We start from the raw sequence: 23,077 nt of genomic DNA on the forward strand, positions 1-23,077 counted from the left end.
CCTTGTTTGAAAGAGGAAATTAGCGGACGGCCTCGACGCGGATTTTCAGTGGCTGCGGATCGCTGCCATCAAGCTGTACGGCGTGGTGTTCGGTGGTGATGAACATCAGTTCGCCGTTGACTTCGATGCGCGCGCTGACGGAATAGCGACGGCCGGGTTTGACTTGGGCCGGATCGTACCTCAGATGAAACGGCAGCGGCACCTGGCCTTTGACCGGGCCTTTCTGTTCGTCGAGGACAACGGCGGGCGCGTCGGCGAGGGACACGTCCTGCAGGCTGACGCTCAAGGTGGCGCTTGGCGGCAGCGCGATGCGTTGCAGGTAGAAGACTTCGCCGTCGAGGCTGGTTTTCGCGGCAGGTTGCAGGGTTTGGCAGGCGCTGAGCAAAGCAGTCAGCCCCAGAAGCGAGAGTTTTTTCATGAATTCAATCCTTGTCCCTGGCGCCCGAAGAAGACCGGCGCCAACGACAATTTAACGGATTTTTTCAGCTCAAGGCTTAGAAGTTACTGTCTGGTTTGGTACGAACATTGCGGACAATAACGTCCTCAGGACGGAGGTGGTCGACACCCAACTCCACTGCGTGATCTTTAGTGGTCGCGAAGATCACTTGTTCGGTGGTTTCGATTCGTGCACGGATTACATATCGGTGGCCAGTCAGCACATCGGCCATCTTGTACAGCAAGCTAAAGTCCAACCCTGTTGTTTCTGCGTGGGGAATGACTTGCTGGGCGAGTTCTTTGGCCGGGGCGTCCGCTGAAGTAATATCCAATAGATTGACGTGAAGTGTCGAGTTTATTGGTAACTGAATTCTTAGCAGATAGTGTACGGTGCCGCTGATGCTCTTTTCGTAATCGTTGCTCATTTTGATTTCCTTATCAAAAGAATCGTCGGGAATGACGAGTCGTCAGCATATCGCCGAGAGCAACGAACCTATGTAGGGTGTTTCCTTACTTGCTGAGCGAATAGGCAGCGAAATAGATGGCGAGCGACGAAGGTGGAATTATCGAACCTCTTTCAAACCGTGCCAAAGGGCTTCAATACAACGGATCCCGGATAGACTGCGATTGAATTTCGGTATTCGTTTTCGGTGGCGGTCAGGGTATAGCGCTTGCCGGGAACGACAGTGGCTGGATCGTATTCCAGATAAAATGCCTCCGCCATTCTTTCGCTTATATCTATCTGAGTGACGAGTGCATGGGGGTCGTCGTGTTCGTGGGCGGCAACGGTAACGGCCTGCTCGGGTTCGACCGATCGAGGCGCTTGTGCCTGGATATAAAGGCGTCCGATCGGACTGAGATGCAGGGTCTGTCGGTGCGGGGCGCGATGGACAATCACAAAGTAGTCCAGGTCAATCAACAGGGGAGCTCCGTTATGGGTCATGTTGATCGTCACACGGTATTTGACGCTGACATCGGAATAGTTGTGTGCAAATGAAAAGTTCCAGCGCCCAATGCGTAGTATCGGTTCACGGGATTGCGCTACGTTGACGGGAGGAGACGTGTTGGCAGTTTGAACATTTATACAAGTTTCGCCATCACTTGGAGGCAGAAAGCCTTCAGGCAAACTAAAGGTGAGGGTGACGTAATGGTTGGTGTCTTCCAAAGGGTTCATTGCGATATCCGTATCTGGATTAAATGGATCTCTATTAATCCATAACTGACCGATTATAAGAACTTCCTTGTTCTTATAGACATTGTCAGAAAGTTACGGGCTACTTCAACTAGCCTGGTCCGCCGCATCTTCACTTCGATGCAACGCCACCTGACGGATCGACAAACGAATCTCCGCCGGCAACACCCGTTTGGCCGCGCCTTCTGCCAGTTCACCCAGCAGTTCGTGATAACTCAACTTGCCGGCCTCGTCGCGCTTGAGCACGTCGAGATCCAGCAGGGTCTGGATGAAGTGGCGGAACAGGCTCTTGTCGAAGAACTCCGGGGCATTCAGCCCGTGCAAGATCGACAGGCGCTGGGCCATGACGGTGCACAAATCTTCCAGCTCTTCGGCGCTGATGCTGTTCTGGCCGCTGTTGAGCAGCAGGGACACGGTCATGTAGAAGCGTTGCAGCGTCTGGGCGATGCTCTTCGACAACAAGGTCAGCAACACAAAATGCCGTGAGCTTGGCGCAGGGCGCAGGTAGACGTCGTTCTCGAAACGTAACAACCCTTGCTCGACGAACGCTTCGAGCCATTGGTCAATCACGCCATCCAGTTCGTCCAGCGTCCAGCGAATGAACAGCTCCGATTGCAGGTACGGATACAGCGCCCGGGTGTAGCGCAGGATCTGTTCGCGGCTCATGCGCGACGCGCTCTGGAAGAAACTCGCGAGCAGCGCCGGCAGGGCGAAGATGTGCAGCACGTTGTTGCGGTAGTAGGTCATCAGGACGGCGTTCTGCTCGTCCAGGTACAGAATCTTGCCCAAGGCATCGTTCTGTTCGGACAGCAGGTCCATGTCCTTCACATGTTCGATCAGCGCCCGGCCGTCACCTTCCGGCAGGGTGGTGTGCGGCGAATACGGGACCTTGCGCAACAGCGCCAGATACAAATCCAGCACCCGTGCCATGGCGCGATCGTCCAGGGCCAAGCGCGTGGTGGACAGCAGCGCCAGGGCCACCAGGTTGACCGGGTTGATCGCCGCTGCTTCGTTCAAGTGCTGCGCGACTTTCTCGCCGAGACGGTTGGTGGTTTCATTGAGCCAGGCCGGTTTGAACTGCGGACCGAGTTCCTGTTTACGCCAGTCAGGCTGTTCGCTGTCGAGGAATTCCGCGAGTTTGATCGGCTCACCGAAGTTCACCGCCACCTGGCCAAAACGCTGCTTGAGTGCGCCGATGACTTTGAAAATGTCGAAGATCGATTCTTTCTTCTTGCTCGCGCCGCGAAGTTCGCCGAGGTAGGTCCGGCCTTCCAGTACACGCTCGTAACCGATGTACACCGGAATGAACACGATGGGCATGCGCGACGAACGCAGGAAGCTACGCAGGGTAATCGCCAGCATCCCGGTTTTCGGTTGCAGCATGCGCCCGGTGCGCGAACGGCCGCCCTCGACGAAGTACTCGACCGGGAAACCTTTGGTGAACAAGGTGTGCAGGTATTCGTTGAACACCGAGGTGTACAGCGGGTTGCCCTTGAAGGTACGGCGCATGAAGAACGCGCCGCCGCGACGTAGCAGACCGCCGATGCCCGGCATGTTGAGGTTGATCCCGGCGGCAATGTGCGGCGGGGTCAAGCCGTTGCGAAATAGCAGATAGGACAGCAGCAGGTAGTCGATATGGCTGCGGTGGCACGGCACATAGATCACTTCGTAACCCGGGGCGACCTTCTGCACGCCTTCGATATTGTTGACCTTGATGCCGTCGTAGATCTTGTTCCAGAACCAGCTCAGCACCACTTCCATAAAGCGGATCGCGGTGTAGGTGTAGTCCGAGGCGATCTCGTTGCCGTAGCGCAGGGCCTGGGCCTTGGCTTTCTCCGGGGAGATGTTTTCGCGCTCGGCTTCATCGAGGATCGCTTGCTTGACCAGCGGCTGGTTGAGCAGGCCTTTGACCAGATTGCGACGGTGGGAGATGTCCGGGCCGATCACGGCGGCTTTGAGGTTGCGGAAGTGCACGCGCAGGATCCGCTGGGCCATGCGCACGGTGCGCTCGTGACCTTTGTTGTGGTCGATCAGTTCGCGCAAGTGGATCGGTGCGGAGAATTGCACGCGGGTCTTGCGCCCCAGCACGATGATGCTCAGCAAGCGGCGCAGGCGCCCGGTAACCGCCCAGCTGTCGGCGAAGAGCAGTTTCCACGGGCTCGATTCGCTGTCCGGCGACTGGCCCCAAAACACGCTGACCGGAATGATCTGCGCGTCTTCGGCGGCGTTCTGGCTCAGGGCACTGACCAGGCGGGTCAAGGTGGGCGGTGCACCGCGTTTGTCCTGACGACCAAGCCAGTCGGGCTCCGGCGTCAGGTAGAAAAACGCGGCGGGTTCCACCAGGTTGCCCACCGACACGGGCAGCACCGAACGGGGCAAACCAGCCTTGCTGCATTCGGTGTCGACCACGGCAAGGTCGGTCAGCGAAGGGTTTTGCAGGACGTAGAACACCGGACGACTGCGGTCGAGGTTGAGGGTGAACGACGACTGGTTGATCGTCTCCGAGCGAACCCAGAGATAGAGCAGCCGGCGCAGGGTGCCAAACACAAGACGGCGGAACGGGGAACGGGTCATACGGCATCTGCGTGAGTGAGTAAAACCGAGCAAATGCTCGGGCGGCCGATAGTGTGCCGGATTCGCCGAAAATCGGCAAAAAAGCGCGCAAGTAAACTCCAGTTGAGAGTTTTAACCTCTGACATATACTCGGCGTGCCCGCACTGGCCAGACAGTGGCACCTCTCAGTGCAAGCAATGTTCCCGAGGCTTTCCTGCGAAAAGCCCGATCAATAATAAGAAAGGAGTATGAACAGATGGCAACACGTGAAACCGGCAATGTGAAGTGGTTCAACGACGCCAAGGGCTACGGCTTTATTCAGCGCGAGGACGGGGTGGACGTGTTCGTGCACTACCGCGCGATTCGCGGTGAGGGGCATCGCTCGCTGGCTGAAGGTCAGCAGGTTGAATACGGCCTGGTGACTGGCGAGAAGGGCTTGCAGGCTGAGGATGTGGTGGGTCTGTAAAACCACTCTTCAGATCACCCCAAACCTACTGTGTGAGCGAGCCTGCTCGCGATAGCTGACTGACATTCAACATCAATGTTGACTGAAAGGGCCTCATCGCGAGCAGGCTCGCTCCCACATTTGGTCGGTGTCGCTCTTAAGCAGTTTTCCAGGTGATTTCTTCTTCGCCGTCGGCGCTGATGCGCATCCAGCGGTCGGCTGTCTCTTCGCCTTCCTCCTCGACCCATGTACCCGGCGCGCAACGCACTTCGACGTTCAGTGCGGCAAAGGCTGCGCGGGCACAGGCGATGTCGTCGTCCCATGGGGTCTGGTCGCTTTCCAGGTACAGGCTGTTCCATTTGCCTACCGCCTTCGGCAGCCAGGTGACGGGCACGTTGCCGGCCTTGCACTTGTAGGTCTGGCCTTTCTGAACCCAGTCGGTGCATGGGCCGATAGCGGCGCCGAGCCAGGCCGCAATGGCCTTGTAGTCGACGTCGGCGTCTTTCAGGTAAATCTCGATATCGGGTTGGCGCATGGATGTCCTCACTGCGGGTCTGAAAAATCCATTCGCGGATTTAGCCGGCCTCGAGCCATTGCTCGAAACCAAAAATTATTGAAGTACGAAATAATCGTAGCGCATCGACACGGTGACCTCGAACGGCTCGGCCTGTTCGATCACTGCTGTGCGGCGTTCAGCACTGGCGCGCCAGCCGTGAGGCGTCATGGCCAGCAGGTTGGCACGGTCCTGACTCTTTGAAAGCGTCAGTTTGAATTCCAGGGTTTCGCTGTGTTGCAGCGCCATGCCTTCCGGCACCAGGGCCAGATGCTTGTCGTCGGTGTATTCACGGACTTCGTCGTACAGGCGCTCGCGCAATTCCATCAGATGGCCGCTGGTCGGCCCGACTTTCATCAAGCCGCCACCGGGGCTGAGCAAGCGCTTGGCTTCCTCCCAATCCAGCGGACTGAAGACGCTGGCGAGAAACTGGCAACTGCCCGAGGCCAATGGCACCCGCGCCATGCTGGCGATCAACCAGGTCAGCTGCGGATTGCGCTTGCAGGCGCGTTTCACCGCTTCCCGGGAGATGTCCAGGGCGTAACCGTCAGCATTCGGCAACGCCTCGGCGATTTGCGCAGTGTAGTAACCCTCGCCACAACCGATGTCCAGCCAGCGCTGGGGCGCGTATTGCGCTGCCAGCTCCGCCAGGCGCTTGGCCACCGGCGCGTAATGGCCGGCGTTCAAGAAGTCGCGACGGGCTTCGACCATGGCAAGGTTATCCCCAGGGTCGCGGCTGTTCTTGTGCTGCACCGGCAGCAGGTTCAGGTAACCCTGCCGCGCACGGTCGAATCGATGCCCGGCGGGGCAGGCCACGCCGTTGTCCACCGCGTTCAGCGGTTCGCTGCAGATCGGGCAGGCGAGCATCAGGCGAGCAACTTGATCAGGGTCTGGTAATAGATTTCGGTCAGCACGTCGAGGTCGGCAGCCAGTACACGCTCGTTGACCTGGTGGATCGTTGCGTTGACCGGGCCCAGTTCAACCACTTGCGTGCCCATGGTCGCGATGAAGCGGCCATCGGAGGTGCCACCGCTGGTGGATGCCTTGGTTTCACGGCCGGTGATGTCCTTGATGCTCGACGCCACGGCATCCAGCAGCGCACCCGGCTCGGTCAGGAACGGCAGACCGGACAGTGCCCAGTCGATGTGCCAGTCCAGGCCATGTTTGTCGAGGATGTCAGCAACGCGCTTTTGCAGGCCTTCAACGGTGGATTCGGTGGAGAAGCGGAAGTTGAACACCGCCACCAGGTCGCCCGGAATCACATTGGTCGCGCCGGTGCCGGAATTCACGTTGGAGATCTGGAAACTGGTTGGCGGGAAGAAATCGTTGCCGTGGTCCCAATGCTCGGCGGCCAGTTCGGTCAGGGCCGGGGCGGCGAGGTGGATCGGGTTTTTCGCCAGATGCGGATACGCCACGTGACCCTGCACACCGCGCACGGTCAGCTTGGCGCCGAGGGAGCCGCGACGACCGTTCTTGACCACGTCACCCACCAGGGTGGTGCTCGACGGTTCGCCGACGATGCACCAGTCCAGACGTTCCTTGCGCGCGACGAGGCGCTCAATAACAGCCTTGGTGCCGTGGTGCGCCGGGCCTTCTTCGTCGCTGGTGATCAGGAACGCGACCTTGCCCTTGTGGTCCGGGTAGTCGGCGACGAAACGCTCGGCCGCCACGGTCATGGAAGCGAGGCTGCCTTTCATGTCGGCCGCGCCACGGCCGCAGAGCATGCCGTGTTCGTCGATCAGCGCGTTGAACGGGTCGATCTGCCAGGCGGACACCGGGCCGGTCGGCACCACGTCGGTGTGACCGGCGAAGCACAGCACCGGGCCGTCGTGTTGGCCGTGGGTGGCCCAGAAGTTATCCACATCTTCGATGCGCATCGGCTCCAGGGTGAAACCGGCATTGCCCAGGCGCTGCATCATCTGCTTCTGGCAATCGGCGTCGACCGGCGTCACGGACGGACGGCGGATCAGGTCGATGGCGAGTTGAAGGGTCGGCGAAAGGTCGGCGTGGGCCGTCATGGAAAACTCCGGAAAACTTGAATATGGGCGCGGTCTAAATGTGGGTGCGGGCTTGCTCGCGAAGCTTTTGGCGTCAGTGACGACGCCTTCGCGAGCAAGCCCGCTCCCACAGGTATTGAGTTCGGCCGTTAAACCGAGTCCCGCCAAGGCCCGCAAAATGGCGGTTATCTTAAAGCAAAACGGCGACCATTGGCCGCCGTTTAGTGCATCAGCGCAGATTTAGACTGCCGGTGCCGTTTCAGCTACAGGTGCCGGTTTCGGCAGCGAAGACAGGAACGCCATGATCAGCGCCGCCAGGTACGGCAGCGACTGGACCAGCAACATGGTCACCCAGAAGCGCATGTCGTTGCTCGGCATGCCGTTCACCAGGTAAATCCCCAGCGCCGCGCCCCACAACAGCAGCATGATGAACACTTCTTCGCGCGCTTCCGAAATCGCCACCCAGAAGCCGTGGTTATCGGCGTTCTTCGGTGTGCGGAAAAACGGAATGCTGCTGGTGAAGAAGCCGTACAGCACCGCTTTGGCGATGGTGTGCGACAACGCCAGCCCGGCCAGTGCCGCGCAGAACGCATCTTTCAGGTTGACCCCGACCGCACGACGGTAGAGGAAAATGATCTTGCCCACCTTGAACACGAACAGCGCCAGTGGCGGGATCGCGAAAATCAGCAACGGCGGATCGACCCGCTGCGGCACGATGATCATCGCCGCCGACCACAACAGCGCGCCGACGGTGAAGAAGATGTTCATGCCGTCCGCGACCCACGGCAACCAGCCCGCGAGGAAGTGGTAACGCTGGCCACGGGTGAGTTCGGTGCCCTTGCCGCGCAACAGGCTGGTGGTGTGACGCTTGATGATCTGAATCGCGCCATAGGCCCAGCGGAATCGCTGTTTCTTGAAGTCGATAAAGGTATCGGGCATCAAACCCTTGCCGTAGCTGGTGTGGTAATACGCCGCCGACAAGCCTTTTTCGAACACGCGCAGACCCAACTCGGCGTCTTCACAAATGCACCAGTCGGCCCAGCCCAGTTCCTCGAGCACCGAGCGCCGGGTCATGGTCATGGTGCCGTGCTGGATGATCGCGTCACGGTCGTTTCGGGTGACCATGCCGATGTGGAAGAAGCCTTTGTATTCCGCGTAGCACAGCTTTTTGAAGGTGCTTTCGTTCTGGTCGCGATAATCCTGTGGCGACTGCACCACGGCGATTTTCGGATCGGCGAAGTGCGGCACCATGTGCTTGAGCCAGTTCGGGTCGACGCAGTAGTCCGAGTCGATCACGGCAATGACTTCGGCATCCTTGGCGGTGTGCGGAATCAGGTAATTCAGCGCGCCGCCCTTGAAGCCGGCCAACGGCGCGACGTGGAAGAACTTGAAGCGCGGGCCGAGGGTCTCGCAATAATCGCGCACCGGTTCCCAGACCGCCGGGTCCTTGGTGTTGTTGTCGATGATCAGGACTTCGAAGTCCGGATAGTCGAGGTTGGCCAGGGCGTTGAGGGTCTGTTTGACCATCTCCGGCGGCTCGTTGTAGCAAGGGACGTGAATCGACACTTTTGGTCGGTAGTCCGAATCGCCCACTACTGGCAGGAATTCACGCCGGCGCTTGTGGGTCCAGACCGCTTCGGCCAGTTCATGGGCCTCGGTCAGCAGCACAATAAAGACCCCGAGTGCGCCGAGGGCGAGGAGGCCCCCGACCGTCAGGCTGAACCAGGTGCTGTATTGCAGGCTGTAGTCATAACCGATCCACACCAGCACCGATCCGCAGAGGAAGGCGATAAAGGTCAGGAAGGTGCGGCCGCGTTGACGCAGGGCCGAGCCGTCGATCATCAACAGGGTCAGAGACAGCAGCGCGAGCACCACCGAGCCAACCGCCAGCACGCGCCATTGCGGGATCGCAACGACCGGGCCTTCGAAGTTGAATTTCTGCTGGCGTGCGGCGTTGAACACGCCCCAGTAAGCGCCCACCGAACCTTCGTCGCTAGCCTTCCACGGTTGGTCAAACGCTTCGATCACGAAGTAGTTGAAACCCTGGCGGTTGAGCTTGTTGACCAGCGTGCGCAGGTAAATCGCCTGATCCGCGGGTGATGCATCGGCGCCACCGCGCATGCGGCCGTTGCTCGGCCAGCCGACTTCCGACAGCAACAGCGGCTTTTTCGGGAACATCTTTTTCAGATCGCGGGCACGGTCGAGTACGAACTGCCCGGATTGCTCCATCGGCACATGTTCCCAATACGGCAAGACGTGGGCAGCGATCAGGTCGACGTGCTTGGCCAGGCTCGGGTTCTCTTCCCAGACGTGCCATTGCTCGGACGTGGTTACCGGCACTTTAACTGCCGCGCGAACGCGATCCAGAATGATGCTGAGTTCTGCGGCGGTAATTTCCTTACGGAAGATCGCCTCGTTGCCTACGACCACGCGAACCACACTGCGGGAGGTGTTGGCGAGTTCGATGGCGCGCAGGATCTCACGCTCGTTGCGTACCTCGTCCGGGCTGATCCAGATACCGAGGGTGACCCGCAGACCGAATTCTTCCGCCAGTTTGGGAATGTCTCCCAGGGAACCGTCGACCGAGTAAGTACGGATGTTGTCCGTCAGCTTGCTCATGATCTCCAGGTCGCGACGCATTTCATCGTCGGTCGGGTACTGCTCTTTTTGTGGGTACTGACCCTGCTGGAACGGCGAGTACGAAAAGCCGGAGATCTGCTCAGGCCAGTTGGGAGCGGTCACCGGGCGATTGATCAGCGCCCAGAAGCCGGTAAACAAGGCTGCGATGGCAAGCACCACGACCAGGTTGAGTCCAAATTTACGCGATGACATAGTTATTTCAGGTTCCAAAGGCTGTGGAACGAAGGACCGGTCGGCGTGTGCCAAGGGGCGCGCATCCTACACCGGGCATTCCTTGAGCGTATAGCTGACAGGGAAATGCCCTACGTTTGGCAATCCCGTTTCGCATAAGTTCTTTCACTTGTCGCGGTAACTTAGATCTTGTTGTCGTACTAGCCCTATAATGCGCGCCGGTTTTTGGGGTAATGCTCATGAGTACAGAAGATCCGCGGTTTGCAGGTATCGCCCGTTTGTATGGCATCGACGGCCTTGAGCGCCTGCGCGCAGCCCATGTGGCCATCGTCGGCGTCGGTGGCGTCGGTTCCTGGGCGGCGGAAGCCATCGCCCGTTGTGGTGTGGGCGAGATTTCGCTGTTCGACCTCGATGACGTCTGCGTCAGCAATGCCAACCGTCAGTTGCACGCGCTGGACAGCACCGTCGGCAAACCCAAGGTCGAGGTGATGGCTGAGCGCTTGCGCGGGATCAACCCGGACTGCACCGTGCACGCCGTGGCGGATTTCGTGACGCGCGAGACCATGGCCGAATACATCACGCCGAACATCGACTGCGTGATCGATTGCATCGACAGCGTGAATGCGAAGGCTGCGCTGATTGCCTGGTGCAAACGCCGCAAGATCCAGATCATCACCACAGGCGGTGCGGGCGGGCAGATCGACCCGACGCTGATTCAGGTCTGCGACTTGAACCGGACCTTCAATGATCCGCTGGCTTCAAAAGTGCGTTCGACTCTGCGTCGGGATTACGGCTTTTCACGCACCGTGACGCGTCATTACAGCGTGCCGTGCGTGTTCTCGACCGAGCAACTGCGCTACCCGAAACCGGATGGCAGCATTTGCCTGCAGAAGAGTTTTGTCGGCGATGGCGTGAAGCTCGACTGCGCCGGCGGGTTTGGCGCGGTGATGATGGTCACGGCGACGTTCGGTATGGTCGCGGCGACCAAGGCTGTGGATAAGATTGTGGCGGGGGTTCGGCGCCCGGCGGATCGGGTTAAGCCTGCCTGACCCGTGATCATTCCCACGCTCTGCGTGGGAATGCAGCCCGGGACGCTCTGCGTCCCTTTCGAAAGCTGGAACGCGGAGCGTCCCTTGAGGCATTCCCACGCAGAGCGTGGGAACGATCAGTTACTGAGCCAACTCATTCATCCGCTGTAGCACGGCATTGAGGCCATTACTGCGCGAAGGCGATAGTTGTCGCGACAGACCTAGCTGAGTAAACCAGTCAGGTAGGTCGACCTGCCGCAACTCATCCGCCGACAACCCGTTGACCCGCGCCAGCAGCAACGCCACCAACCCGCGAATCATCCGCGCATCGCTGCTGGCCGCAAACTGCCAGTGACCATCCTCCAGCGACCCCACCAACCACAACTGGCTTTCACAACCATGCACGCGGTTGGCATCTACCTTGTCCACATCACTCAACGCAGGCAGGCGGTCGCCCCATTGCATCAACAACCGCGCCCGCTGCTCCCAGCCAGCCGCGCTCTGAAAGGTTTCCAGCGCCGTCACCGCATCGGCCGGCAAGCTCATCGCAACAACTCCAGCGCCTGATCCAGCGCTTCAAAGAACCGCTCCAAATCTTCGGAGTCGTTGTACAGCGCCAACGACACCCGGATTGCTCCGGCCAGTTCGAAACTTTTGAGCAACGGCATGGCACAGTGATGACCGGCGCGCACGGCGATGCCCTGTTCCGTCAGTAAATGCGCCAGATCCGAGTTATGCACACCCTCGACGACAAAACTGGCCAGCGCCAGTTGCGGCTTGCCCAGCAGCCGAATGCCATTGCGCGCTTCAAGGCCTTTCAACAAATAGTCATGCAGCGCCGCCTCATGGGTAGACACGGCGTCCTGATCAAGCCCCGCCAAATAATCCAGCGTTGCCCCCAGGCCGATCACACCGGCAATCGGCGGTGTGCCCGCCTCGAAACCCAATGGAGCAGGGCGAAAGCGTGCGCTGTGGTAATCCGCATCCAGTACCATTTCGCCGCCGAACTGCCAATGGCGCAGTTGTTTCAGCGCTTCATGGCGACCGAACAGCACGCCCAAACCGTCGGGGCCATAGAGCTTGTGGCTGGAAAACACATAAAAGTCGCAACCCAGCGCCTGCACGTCATGCCGGCCATGGACCACGCCTTGCGCGCCATCGACCACGGTCAATGCGTCATGTGCCTGGGCCATCGCCAGCAAGGCGGGCAAGGGCTGCCATGCACCGAGTACGTTGGACAGCTGACTGACCGCCAGCAAGCGGGTTTGCGGACCGATCAACTGCGCGGCGGCATCAAGGTCGATCAAGCCGTCAGCGTCCAGCGGCAGAATCACCAGTTTCAAGTCGCGACGCAGGGCCAGTTGCTGCCACGGCAGCAGGTTGGCGTGATGCTCCAGGGCGCTGATGACAATCTCATCGCCCGGTTTGAATACGTGTTCCAGGCCATACGCCAGGAGGTTCAGCGCGGAGGTCGCGCCGTGGGTAAAGATGATCTGCCCGCACTCGCCGGTATTCAGCCATTGGGCGACTTTGCTGCGGCTGGCCTCGAACGCCTGGGTGGCATGGGCGCCGGGCAAGTGTTGCGCCCGATGCACGTTGGCCGCGCCGTTGGCGTAGTAATGCGCCAGGGCATCCAGCAGGGCTTGAGGTTTTTGCGTGGTGGCGGCGTTGTCCAGATAGGTCTGGTCTTGCCGTTGCAGCGCGGCGATGGCCGGGAAATCGGCGCGCCAGGGAGAGGGAGTCATCATGTTGTTCGGCCCTGGTGAACATGGGCGGATATGCGCCTGACCTTGTGGGAGCGGGCTTGCTCGCGAAGCTTTTGGCGGCTTCAAAAGCTCCCTTCGCGAGCAAGCCCGCTCCCACAGGTTCAGTTTCGTTGCCCGCGACGCTTAGTTGTGAGCGTGCAGCGCTTCGTTCAGTTCGATCGCCGATTTGTGGGTTTTGCATTCCACGGCACCGGTTTCCGAATTGCGGCGGAACAGCAGATCAGGCTGACCGGCCAGTTCGCGGGCCTTCACGACTTTAACCAGCTGATTTTTCTCGTCCAGCAACGCCACTTTGGTCCCCGCGGTCACGTACAGGCCGGACTCAACGGTGTTGCGGTCGCCCAACGGAATGCCGATACCGGCGTTTGCGCCGATCAGGCAGCCTTCGCCGACCTTGATCACGATGTTGCCGCCGCCCGACAGGGTGCCCATGGTCGAGCAACCGCCGCCCAGGTCCGAACCCTTGCCGACGAAGACGCCAGCGGAAACGCGGCCTTCGATCATGCCCGGGCCTTCGGTGCCGGCATTGAAGTTGACGAAGCCTTCGTGCATCACGGTGGTGCCTTCGCCGACGTAAGCGCCCAGGCGGATACGCGCCGCGTCAGCGATACGCACGCCAGCCGGAACCACGTAGTCGGTCATTTTCGGGAACTTGTCTACCGAGAATACTTCCAGCAGCTCGCCGCGCAGACGGGCTTCCAGTTGATGCTCGGCTAGTTCGGCCAGGTCGATGGCGCCCTGGCTGGTCCACGCCACGTTCGGCAGCAGCGGGAACACGCCCGCCAGGTTCAGGCCATGCGGCTTGACCAGACGATGGGACAGCAGATGCAGCTTGAGGTAAGCCTCAGGCGTGGAGGTCAGCTGAGCGTCTTCAGCCAGAATGGTCGCGACCAGCGGCTTGTGGCTCTCGGCCAGACGGGTCAGCAAGGCAGCCTGTGCAGCATCGACGCCCTTCAGCGCTTCAGCCAGTTGCGAGGCCTGGGCGGTGCTGAATGCGATGGCCTGATTGCCTTCGGTGTAGCCCAGAATCGGCGCAATGGCCGCGACCAGTTCGGCCGACGGATTGAGCAGTGGCTGTGCGTAAAACACTTCCAGCCATGCGCCTTGACGGTTTTGAGTGCCGACACCAAAGGCCAGGCTGAACAGAGTAGTGGACATGTTGATACCTCTAACAAAATGGAACGGGCTGCCTTACTTGAGAGCTGCCGCGTAGATATCTGGCTTGAAGCCAATCAGGGTTCGGTCACCGAGATCAAGCACCGGGCGCTTGATCATCGAGGGTTGTGCGAGCATCAGTTCGATGGCTTTGCGCTGGTCGAGATCGGCTTTGCGTTCGTCGTCGAGCTTGCGAAAGGTCGTGCCTGCACGGTTCAACACCACTTGCCAGCCGTGCTCGTCGCACCATTGGGTCAGGTGTTCACGGTCGATTCCGACCGTCTTGTAATCATGGAAGTCATAGCTGACAGCGTGTTCATCGAGCCAGGTGCGCGCCTTTTTCATGGTGTCGCAGGCTTTGATGCCGAAAAGGTGCAACGTTTTGCTTGAAACGGTCAAGGAATTGCCCCCTTTGCAGGTGCTGGAAATTGAAGGTGACGGATTATGCCATGACCGGACGGTTTCGCGTCGGCCGTGGTTGTATGCCACCGCAAAAGCTGTGGGAGCGAGCTTGCTCCCACATGGATTGCGGTGTGCAAGGGCGATGCGACATTGGTGCAACGGCCTGTCCGCAGTCTAAGCAGCTAATATGGCACTTCAATGCTATTTCGGCTGACGTGTTACCGGTTATAAAAGTGTGCCCGCACTGCGTTGCACAGTGCGGGCGGGAGACTATTTGTTGCGGGTAATAAACGCGCGAATACGTTCTGCGGCTTCTATACATTCGGCCAGCGGCGCGACCAGGGCCATGCGCACGCGACCTGCACCCGGATTGGATCCATCAACCTCTCGGGACAGATAAGAACCCGGCACCACCGTCACGTGTTCTTCAACAAACAGATCACGGCAGAACGCCTCGTCGTCGCCTTCAACATTCGGCCACAAGTAAAAGCCACCATCCGGTCGCTGTACATCCATCACTGGGCCGAGGATTTCCAGCACCGCATCGTACTTCTCGCGGTACAGCGCACGGTTGGCGCGTACATGCACTTCGTCGTTCCACGCGGCAACGCTGGCCAGTTGGGTCTGAACCGGCATCGCGCAGCCGTGGTAAGTGCGATAGAGCAGGAAGCCTTTGAGAATGTCGGCGTCGCCGGCGACGAAACCTGAACGCAGGCCTGGCAAGTTGGAGCGCTTGGACAGACTGTGGAATACCACGCAACGCTTGAAATCCTTGCGGCCCAGTTCGACGCAGGCGCTGAGCAGGCCAGCCGGCGGGGTGTGTTCGTCGAAATACAGTTCGCTGTAGCACTCGTCGGCGGCAATCACGAAGTCGTATTCGTCGGCGAGGGCGATCAGTTTCTTTAGTGTTTCGACCGGGATCAGCGCACCCGTCGGATTACCTGGCGAACACAGGAACAGGATCTGGCAGCGTTTCCAGATGTCCGGCGAAACCGCGTCGAAATCCGGGTTGAAGCCGTTTTCGTCCAGGCATGGCAGGTAGTGAGGCTTGGCCCCGGCGAGGAACGCCGCGCCCTCGTAGATCTGATAGAACGGGTTCGGGCTGACCACCAGTGCGTCTGCGCCACGGTTGACCACGGTCTGGGTGAAGGCAAACAGCGCTTCACGGGTGCCGTTGACCGGCAGCACGTTGCGGGCCGGGTCGAGCCAGCCGGTCGGGACGCTGAAGCGGCGCTCGCACCAGGCGGCGATGGCCTCACGCAGGGCCGGGATGCCCAGAGTGGTCGGGTACACGGCCATCTGGTCCAGATTGCTTGCCAGGGCTTCGGCGACGAAGCTTGGCGAACGATGTTTAGGCTCGCCGATGGACAGCGCGATGGCGCGTTTGTCCGGGTTTGGCGTGACGCTGCCGAGCAGGGCGCGGAGCTTCTCGAACGGGTAGGGCTGCAACTGGGACAAAGCGTTGTTCATGGGGGCCTCTTTCAATGTGGGAGTGAGCCTGCTCCCACAGGGGGAAGTTTGTTAACTCAGATACTGAGTCGGGACAATTTGATATCGGGTTCATTACTGACGGTCAGCTGTTCAACGATCGCATCCTGCAAGCGGGTGCACAGCAGCGGGTCGGACAGCGGATGGTTGTTCGCGTCGGTAATAAAGAACACGTCTTCCACCCGTTCGCCGAGGGTCGCAATCTTGGCGTTTTGCAGCGAAAGGTCGAACTCAAGGAAGATCGTGCCGATCCGTGCCAGCAGCCCCGGGCGATCCGGAGCACTGAGTTCCAGCACCGTCACCGGACGCTGAGCATCATTGTGAATCGTCACCTGTGGCGCAAACGCGAAATGCTTGAGCTGGCGCGGCACGCGGCGCTGAATGATGGTCGGGTAGTCGTCCGGGTTGCGTAACGCTTCGGTCAGGCCTTCGCGGATTTGTTTTACCCGCGCCGGGTTATCGCCAATCGAGTCGCCGTCAGTATCGAGCACGATGTAGGTGTCGAGGGTGAACTGGCTGCTGGAGGTGATGACCCGGGCGTCGTGAATGTTCAGGTTGAGCTGGTCCATCGCGGCCACGGTCACGGCGAAGAAATCATGCTGGTCGGGTGCGTAGATGAAGATCTGCGTGCCGCCCTCGAATTCGCGCTGGGTGGTTTCCTTGATCAACACCAGCGGCCCGCCATCGGCCGGTTGCTGGAGGATCGCGTCACTGTGCCAGGCGACGTCGCCGGCGGTGTGACGCAGGAAATAGTCATCGCCCAATTGCGACCACAGCTGTTCGACATCGTCCGGATCGGTACCGCCGCGCACCAGAATATCCAGAGCTGCGCTCTGGGTCTGACGGATCTGCATTTCGCGGTCCACCGGGTTTTCCAGGCCGCGGCGCAAGGCGCGCTTGGTTTCGGTGTAGAGCTGACGCAAGAGGCTGGCGCGCCATGAATTCCACAGCGTCGGGTTGGTGGCGTTGATGTCGGCGACGGTCAGCACGTACAGATAATCGAGACGGGTTTCGTCGGCGACGGCTTGTGCGAAATCGTGGATCACCTGCGGGTCGGACAAGTCCTTGCGCTGGGCGGTGGTCGACATCACCAGGTGGTTCTGCACCAGCCAGACGATCAGGCGGCTGTCCCACACCGGGAGTTGGTGGCGCTGGCAAAAGGCTTCGGCATCCACCGCACCAATTTCCGAGTGATCGCCATGCCGGCCCTTGCCGATGTCGTGGTACAGGCCCGCCAGGTAAATCAGCTCGGGTTTGGGCAGCTTGGCCATGAGCTTGCTGGCCAGCGGGAATTTTTCCGACACCTGGGTGTACTGCAACTTACGCAGGTGCTTGATTAGATTCAGGGTGTGGGCATCGACCGTATAGATGTGAAACAGGTCGTGCTGCATCTGCCCGACAATAAAGCCGAACTCCGGCAGGTAACGCCCGAGGATCCCGTAACGGTTCATCCTGCGCAGGTTACGGTGGATACCGATCTTGCACTTGAACAGCTCGATGAACAGGCTGGTGTTGCGAATGTCATTGCGGAAATCGTCGTCGATCAGGTGACGGTGCTCGCGCAGCAGACGGATGGTATCGGCGCGCACGCCTTTGATTTCCGGCTGCTGGGCCATCAGCACGAAGATCTCGAGCATGGCGAACGGCGTACGCCGGAACACGTTGTCGTTGCGTGCTTCGATATAGCCATCGTGCAGCTGGAACCGCGAGTTGATCGGCTGGGGCGGCGCTTCGTCTTCTGGCGCGAGGATGACTTCCTCGAAGTGCTGGATGATCAGGTCGCTGAGCTGGGCAATGCTCATGACCACCCGGTAATACTGCTGCATGAAGTTTTCGATGGATTGCTTGGCGTCATCGCCTTCGAAACCCAGCAGCTTGGCAATCGATCGTTGGTGGTCGAACAGCAAGCGGTCTTCAGAGCGCCCGGCGAGCATGTGCAGCGCGTACCGTACCTTCCACAAAAACTCCTGGGACGAGGCCAGCAGGGCGTTTTCGCTTTCGACCAGGAAACCTTCGCCGGCCAGGGCTCGCAGGTTCAGGGTGCCGTATTCGCGACGGGCCACCCACAGAATCGTCTGAATATCCCGCAGGCCGCCGGGCGAGCCTTTGACGTTGGGTTCCAGGTTGTATTCGGTGTCGTTGTACTTGTGGTGACGAGCCTTCTGCTCGGCGCGCTTGGCCAGGAAGAAGTCCTTGCTCGGCCACATGTGCGCAGTGCTGGTGACGTCGAGCATGCGCTGGCGCAAGCGCTCGGGGCCGCAGATGGTGCGGCTTTCCATCAGGTTGGTAACGACCGTCAGGTCGGCGCGGGCCTCGACGGCGCATTCGTCCACCGAGCGAACACTCTGGCCGACTTCCAGGCCGATGTCCCACAACAGCGTCAGAAAACGCTCGATGGAATCACGGAAAACTTCGTGATCGGCGCTGTCCAGCAGGATCAACAAGTCGATGTCGGAATAAGGGTGCAACTCACCGCGACCGTAGCCGCCAACCGCGACCAGCGCGATGTCGGCTTCGGAACTCAAGCTGAATTGCTCCCAGGCCTTTTGCAGGATGTTATCGACGAACCAGGCGCGATCCTCGATCAGCCGGCGAATGTCCCGGCCGCTGCGAAAGCGCCCGTCGAGTACCTCGCGGGCCTGGCGGATCGCCTTCTTGAAGGCCGCGATCGGGCTTGCCTTCAGGGCCAGTTCAGCCTGGAACTGGCCGCGGTCGAAGAGTTCGGGATCCACCTGCGGCATCGATTGGCTTTCCTATCTATCTATAAGGCTGGGAACTGCCTGGGGTCGGATCAGGCCGAAACGCGCGGGATGGTGTCATCGGCGCGCAGGGTGAAGATCTCGTATCCGGTCTCGGTCACCACCAGTGTGTGTTCCCACTGGGCCGACAGCTTGCGGTCCTTGGTGATCGCGGTCCAGCCGTCGCCCAATACCTTGGTGTCAGCCTTGCCCTGGTTGATCATCGGCTCGATGGTGAAGGTCATGCCCGCTTTCAGTTCCATGCCGGTGCCGGCGCGGCCATAGTGCAAGATCTGCGGCTCTTCGTGGAACACCTTGCCGATGCCGTGACCACAGAACTCGCGAACCACCGAGAAACCGTTCTTTTCAGCGTGTTTCTGGATGATTTCACCGATGTCGCCCAGGCGGCAGCCGGGTTTGACGATCTCGATGGCCTTGTACATGCATTCCTGAGTCACTTGCGACAGGCGCTCGGCCCAGACCGGCACGGTGCCGACGTGGAACATGCGACTGGTGTCACCGTGGAAACCGTCCTTGATGACAGTGACGTCGATGTTCAAGGTGTCGCCATCCTTCAGCGGCTTCTCGTTCGGGATGCCGTGGCAGACCACGTGGTTGATCGAGGTGCAGATCGACTTCGGGTAGCCTTTGTAGTTGAGCGGGGCAGGGATGGCTTTCTGCTCGTTGACGATGTAGTCGTGGCAGATGCGGTCCAGTTCTTCGGTGGTGATCCCCGGCTTGACATGTTCGGCAATCATTTCCAGCACATCGGCGGCCAGTTTGCCGGCGACACGCATCTTTGCGATGTCCTCGGGGGTTTTGAGGGTGACGGTCATACAGGCTCTCTCTGCGCTCGATGGCGCTTGCTAAAACGGAATGGGCATTGCGCGGTTGATCTTCGCGGCCCTGAAAAACGCGATTCTAACAGACGATCAGCGCAAATCTGAGCCTCTGTGCATCGCTTCTCTCTATAGATTGGCGCATTCTTGGGCGATTCCAAGGGCCCGGTTGAAGTCGCGCATCAGGAATCGAGAATCCGGGTTCCGTTTTTTGCAGTCCTGTGATATAAAATGCGCCGCTTTCCGGGGATACCCCGAAAGGCTTAAATCCACACACGTGTCGACACGATGACCTGGGTGCCTTCAGCTGATGCTGCTGGTTGGTCATTGGGATACGTGGAGGCCAAACCCGACTTATTAAGGAACTATCATGTCCCAAGTCAACATGCGCGATATGCTGAAGGCCGGTGTGCACTTCGGTCACCAGACCCGTTACTGGAACCCGAAAATGGGCAAGTACATTTTCGGCGCGCGTAACAAGATCCACATTATCAACCTTGAAAAAACCCTGCCAATGTTCAACGAAGCTCTGACTTTCGTAGAGCGTCTGGCCCAGGGCAAAAACAAGATTCTGTTCGTCGGCACCAAGCGTTCCGCTGGCAAGATCGTTGCTGAAGAAGCAGCACGTTGCGGTTCGCCGTACGTCGATCACCGCTGGTTGGGCGGCATGCTGACCAACTTCAAAACCATCCGTGCTTCCATCAAGCGTCTGCGTGACCTTGAAGTGCAAGCCGAAGACGGTACTTTCGCCAAGCTGACCAAGAAAGAAGCGCTGATGCGCACTCGCGATCTTGAGAAGCTCGATCGTTCCCTGGGTGGTATCAAGGACATGGGCGGTCTGCCAGACGCTTTGTTCGTTATCGACGTTGATCACGAGCGCATCGCGATCACCGAAGCCAACAAGCTGGGCATCCCGGTTATCGGCGTAGTCGATACCAACAGCAGCCCGGAAGGCGTTGACTACATCATCCCAGGCAACGATGACGCAATCCGCGCTATCCAGCTGTACATGGGTTCGATGGCTGACGCAGTCATCCGCGGTCGCAACCACGTTGCTGGCGGCACCGAGCAGTTCGTTGAAGAAGCTCCGGCAGCTGCAGCTGAGTAATTGACGCCCTGGCGTTGACTCAGTAAGCAAAAAGGGGGCTTGGCCCCCTTTTTGCCACCTCGAAAACCGTTTGTGAGCAGCGCAGCTACAGCCTTTGTAACGTGCAGCCGCTAACAAGTGGGGTCGGGAAGAATTGATCGCCCGTTCGATCGGGTGGAATGGTTGAAAACCTATCCAAGAGGAATTTTGAAATGGCAGAGATTACTGCAGCGTTGGTTAAAGAACTGCGTGAGCGTACTGGCGAAGGCATGATGGACTGCAAAAAGGCCTTGACCAAGGCCGGCGGCGACATCGAAAAAGCCATTGATGACATGCGTGCTTCGGGCGCCATCAAGGCTGCCAAGAAAGCAGGCAACGTAGCTGCTGAAGGCGCGATCGCTCTGAAGGAAGACGGTAAATCCGCCGTTCTGCTGGAAGTGAACTCGCAGACCGACTTCCTGGCTCTGCAGGACGACTTCAAGGCATTCGTTGCTTCCAGCGTTGAAAAAGCATTCGCTGACAAGCTGACAGATGTTGCTCCGCTGATCGAAGCTCAAGAAGCTGATCGCCTGGTTCTGGTCGGCAAGGTTGGCGAAAACGTCAACATTCGTCGCCTGGCTCGCGTTGAAGGTGATGTTGTTGGTGGTTACCTGCACGGTAACAAGATCGGTGTTGCAGTTGTTCTGAAAGGCGGCAACGTTGAGCTGGCCAAAGACATCGCTATGCACGTAGCGGCCACCAACCCTGAATTCCTGCTGCCATCGGAAGTTTCCGCTGAAGCGGTCGAGCGCGAGAAAGGCGTGTTCCTGACCCTCAACGCTGACAAGATCGCCGGCAAGCCGGAAAACATCGTTGAAAACATGGTCAAAGGCCGTATCAGCAAGTTCCTGGCTGAAGCGAGCCTGGTTGAGCAGGCGTTCGTCAAGAACCCTGAAATCAAGGTTGGCGAACTGGCCAAGAAGGCCGGTGCAGAAATCGTTTCTTTCACCTACTTCAAAGTAGGCGAAGGCATCGAGAAGCCGGTCGACAACTTCGCTGAAGAAGTTGCTGCCCAGCTGGCTGCCGCCAAGCAATAAGACGGTTTTTTAACTGTCGCCCTGAAGAGGCTGCCCGCTTACGCGCGCAGCCTCTTTTCAGATGGGGCACCAATTTTTATTGGTTTCCCTTTGGAACTGGCTTACAAAGCCATGTTCCGATGGCGCTGAAGCAGCGCCAAGCTAGAGTGAACGCCAGCTGTAAACAGCTCGCAAAGAATTTTAAAATACGCCGCAGGAGAGATTCGCAATGGCTCAGCAGGGCAGTGGTTATCAGGCTCGCTATAAACGCATTCTACTCAAGCTTAGCGGCGAGGCCCTGATGGGCTCGGAAGAGTTCGGGATCGATCCGAAAGTTCTGGATCGCATGGCGCTCGAAGTCGGCCAACTGGTCGGCATCGGTGTTCAGGTCGGTCTGGTGATCGGCGGTGGCAACCTGTTCCGCGGTGCAGCGCTGAGCGCGGCCGGCATGGATCGGGTGACTGGCGACCACATGGGCATGCTGGCCACTGTGATGAACGCCTTGGCCATGCGCGACGCGCTGGAACGTGCCAATATCTCGGCCATCGTGATGTCGGCCATTTCCATGGTGGGCGTGACCGATCACTACGATCGCCGCAAAGCCATGCGTCACCTGAACGCCAAGGAAGTGGTGATCTTCGCGGCCGGTACCGGTAATCCGTTCTTCACCACGGATTCGGCAGCCTGCTTGCGAGCGATCGAAATCGACGCCGATGTCGTGCTCAAGGCGACCAAGGTCGATGGCGTCTACACCGCTGACCCATTCAAAGACCCGCATGCCGAGAAGTTCGATCATCTGACCTACGATGAAGTACTGGATCGCAAGCTGGGTGTGATGGATCTGACGGCCATTTGCCTGTGCCGCGACCACAAGATGCCGTTGCGCGTCTTTAACATGAACAAGCCCGGCGCCCTGCTGAATATCGTGCATGGCGGCGCTGAAGGGACTCTGATCGAGGAAGGCCAACAATGATCAATGAAATCAAGAAAGACGCTCAAGAGCGTATGCAGAAATCCCTGGATTCTCTGAATCATGCATTCGGCCAGATTCGCACTGGCAAGGCACACCCGAGCATTCTGGGTAGCGTGATGGTGCCGTACTACGGCACAGACACCTCCATCACCCAAGTGGCCAACATCACCGTAAAAGACTCCCGCACCCTGCAAGTAGTAGCGTTTGAGCGCAATATGCTTGCCGCTGTCGACAAGGCTATCCAGAGCGCAGGTCTGAACCTCAATCCGACCAACCTGGGTGAGCTGCTGCTGATCTCGATGCCGGCGCTGACCGAAGAGACCCGCAAAGGTTTTACCAAGCAGGCGCGTAGCGCTGCCGAAGACGCTCGTGTGGCGGTACGTAACATCCGTCGCGATGCTTTGGGTGATTTGAAGAAGCTGGTAAAAGACAAGGAAATCAGCGAAGACGAAGAGCGTCGTGCCGCTGCCGATATCCAGAAGCTGACCGACAAGGCTGAGGCTGACATTGATGCGGCCACCAAGCAGAAAGAAGCCGACCTGATGGCCGTATAAGGGTCG

Annotated in this window: 21 protein-coding genes; 6 read left to right on the top strand and 15 right to left on the bottom strand. The window is 59.1% G+C overall.

Annotated elements, in window-relative coordinates; all coding sequences use genetic code 11:
* Positions 1–19 precede the first annotated feature (19 nt).
* The 4 genes from ACA072_RS05500 to plsB all read right to left on the bottom strand — a co-directional run bounded on the left by ACA072_RS05500 (position 20) and on the right by plsB (position 4,201).
* The gene (locus ACA072_RS05500) at positions 20–418 is read right to left on the bottom strand and encodes a YbaY family lipoprotein (RefSeq protein WP_497623535.1); all 399 of its coding nucleotides are present in this window, start codon (positions 416–418) and stop codon (positions 20–22) included.
* A gap of 76 nt (positions 419–494) precedes the next feature.
* Complete coding sequence (locus ACA072_RS05505; RefSeq protein WP_497623536.1) at positions 495–860, bottom strand: YbaY family lipoprotein; 366 nt, start codon at positions 858–860, stop codon at positions 495–497.
* Positions 861–1,012: 152 nt separating this feature from the next.
* Positions 1,013–1,609 carry a hypothetical protein gene (locus tag ACA072_RS05510; protein ID WP_497623537.1) on the bottom strand — a complete coding sequence of 199 codons (597 nt, stop codon included), beginning with the start codon at positions 1,607–1,609 and terminating at the stop codon, positions 1,013–1,015.
* A gap of 105 nt (positions 1,610–1,714) precedes the next feature.
* Complete coding sequence (gene plsB, locus ACA072_RS05515) at positions 1,715–4,201, bottom strand: glycerol-3-phosphate 1-O-acyltransferase PlsB (RefSeq protein WP_497623538.1); 2,487 nt, start codon at positions 4,199–4,201, stop codon at positions 1,715–1,717.
* A gap of 235 nt (positions 4,202–4,436) precedes the next feature.
* On the opposite strand from plsB, the gene ACA072_RS05520 reads away from it, so the two are divergent.
* On the top strand, positions 4,437–4,646 hold the full coding sequence (locus tag ACA072_RS05520) for a cold-shock protein (RefSeq protein WP_497623539.1): 210 nt from the start codon (positions 4,437–4,439) through the stop codon (positions 4,644–4,646).
* Positions 4,647–4,782: 136 nt separating this feature from the next.
* Here ACA072_RS05520 and ACA072_RS05525 read toward each other — a convergent pair whose 3' ends face one another.
* The 4 genes from ACA072_RS05525 to ACA072_RS05540 form a co-directional block, all read right to left on the bottom strand.
* On the bottom strand, positions 4,783–5,160 hold the full coding sequence (locus ACA072_RS05525; RefSeq protein ID WP_497623540.1) for a hypothetical protein: 378 nt from the start codon (positions 5,158–5,160) through the stop codon (positions 4,783–4,785).
* A 75-nt stretch (positions 5,161–5,235) separates the two neighbouring features.
* Positions 5,236–6,045 (bottom strand): putative RNA methyltransferase, encoded by an 810-nt coding sequence (locus ACA072_RS05530; RefSeq protein ID WP_497623541.1) that lies wholly within the window; start codon positions 6,043–6,045, stop codon positions 5,236–5,238.
* Positions 6,045–7,196, bottom strand: a complete 1,152-nt coding sequence (dapE, locus tag ACA072_RS05535; protein WP_497623542.1) for a succinyl-diaminopimelate desuccinylase — start codon at positions 7,194–7,196, stop codon at positions 6,045–6,047. The genes ACA072_RS05530 and dapE overlap by 1 nt, the downstream gene beginning before the upstream one ends.
* A gap of 219 nt (positions 7,197–7,415) precedes the next feature.
* On the bottom strand, positions 7,416–10,007 hold the full coding sequence (locus tag ACA072_RS05540) for a glycosyltransferase (protein ID WP_497623543.1): 2,592 nt from the start codon (positions 10,005–10,007) through the stop codon (positions 7,416–7,418).
* Between the two features lie 218 nt (positions 10,008–10,225).
* Between ACA072_RS05540 and tcdA the strand changes: the two genes are divergently transcribed.
* Positions 10,226–11,035 carry a tRNA cyclic N6-threonylcarbamoyladenosine(37) synthase TcdA gene (gene tcdA, locus ACA072_RS05545; RefSeq protein WP_497450344.1) on the top strand — a complete coding sequence of 270 codons (810 nt, stop codon included), beginning with the start codon at positions 10,226–10,228 and terminating at the stop codon, positions 11,033–11,035.
* A 120-nt stretch (positions 11,036–11,155) separates the two neighbouring features.
* Here the strand turns inward: tcdA and ACA072_RS05550 are convergent, their stop codons facing one another.
* The 7 genes from ACA072_RS05550 to map form a co-directional block, all read right to left on the bottom strand.
* Positions 11,156–11,560, bottom strand: a complete 405-nt coding sequence (locus ACA072_RS05550) for a SufE family protein (protein ID WP_497623544.1) — start codon at positions 11,558–11,560, stop codon at positions 11,156–11,158.
* Complete coding sequence (locus ACA072_RS05555) at positions 11,557–12,762, bottom strand: aminotransferase class V-fold PLP-dependent enzyme (RefSeq protein ID WP_497623545.1); 1,206 nt, start codon at positions 12,760–12,762, stop codon at positions 11,557–11,559. Before ACA072_RS05555 ends, ACA072_RS05550 begins: the two co-directional genes overlap by 4 nt.
* A gap of 141 nt (positions 12,763–12,903) precedes the next feature.
* Positions 12,904–13,938, bottom strand: a complete 1,035-nt coding sequence (gene dapD, locus ACA072_RS05560) for a 2,3,4,5-tetrahydropyridine-2,6-dicarboxylate N-succinyltransferase (protein WP_219096741.1) — start codon at positions 13,936–13,938, stop codon at positions 12,904–12,906.
* Positions 13,939–13,971: 33 nt separating this feature from the next.
* On the bottom strand, positions 13,972–14,334 hold the full coding sequence (locus tag ACA072_RS05565) for an ArsC family reductase (protein ID WP_222589966.1): 363 nt from the start codon (positions 14,332–14,334) through the stop codon (positions 13,972–13,974).
* A gap of 273 nt (positions 14,335–14,607) precedes the next feature.
* Positions 14,608–15,807, bottom strand: coding sequence for a succinyldiaminopimelate transaminase (dapC, locus tag ACA072_RS05570; protein ID WP_497623546.1), 1,200 nt, complete (start codon positions 15,805–15,807; stop codon positions 14,608–14,610).
* A gap of 56 nt (positions 15,808–15,863) precedes the next feature.
* A complete protein-coding gene (locus tag ACA072_RS05575; protein WP_497623547.1) occupies positions 15,864–18,566 on the bottom strand; it encodes a [protein-PII] uridylyltransferase in 2,703 nt (900 codons plus the stop codon).
* 50 nt (positions 18,567–18,616) lie between these two features.
* Entirely contained in the window at positions 18,617–19,399 is a 783-nt protein-coding gene (gene map, locus ACA072_RS05580; RefSeq protein WP_497623548.1) for a type I methionyl aminopeptidase, read from the bottom strand.
* A 373-nt stretch (positions 19,400–19,772) separates the two neighbouring features.
* Here map and rpsB point away from each other — a divergent pair, with 373 nt between their 5' ends.
* The 4 genes from rpsB (at position 19,773) to frr (ending at position 23,071) form a co-directional block, all read left to right on the top strand.
* Entirely contained in the window at positions 19,773–20,510 is a 738-nt protein-coding gene (rpsB, locus tag ACA072_RS05585; RefSeq protein WP_007907989.1) for a 30S ribosomal protein S2, read from the top strand.
* Between the two features lie 191 nt (positions 20,511–20,701).
* The gene (tsf, locus tag ACA072_RS05590; protein WP_063342635.1) at positions 20,702–21,565 is read left to right on the top strand and encodes a translation elongation factor Ts; all 864 of its coding nucleotides are present in this window, start codon (positions 20,702–20,704) and stop codon (positions 21,563–21,565) included.
* A 208-nt stretch (positions 21,566–21,773) separates the two neighbouring features.
* Positions 21,774–22,517, top strand: coding sequence for a UMP kinase (pyrH, locus tag ACA072_RS05595; protein ID WP_003172271.1), 744 nt, complete (start codon positions 21,774–21,776; stop codon positions 22,515–22,517).
* On the top strand, positions 22,514–23,071 hold the full coding sequence (frr, locus tag ACA072_RS05600) for a ribosome recycling factor (protein WP_007949335.1): 558 nt from the start codon (positions 22,514–22,516) through the stop codon (positions 23,069–23,071). Before pyrH ends, frr begins: the two co-directional genes overlap by 4 nt.
* Positions 23,072–23,077: the final 6 nt, after the last annotated feature.

Source organism: Pseudomonas sp. LBUM1656 (assembly GCF_059716065.1).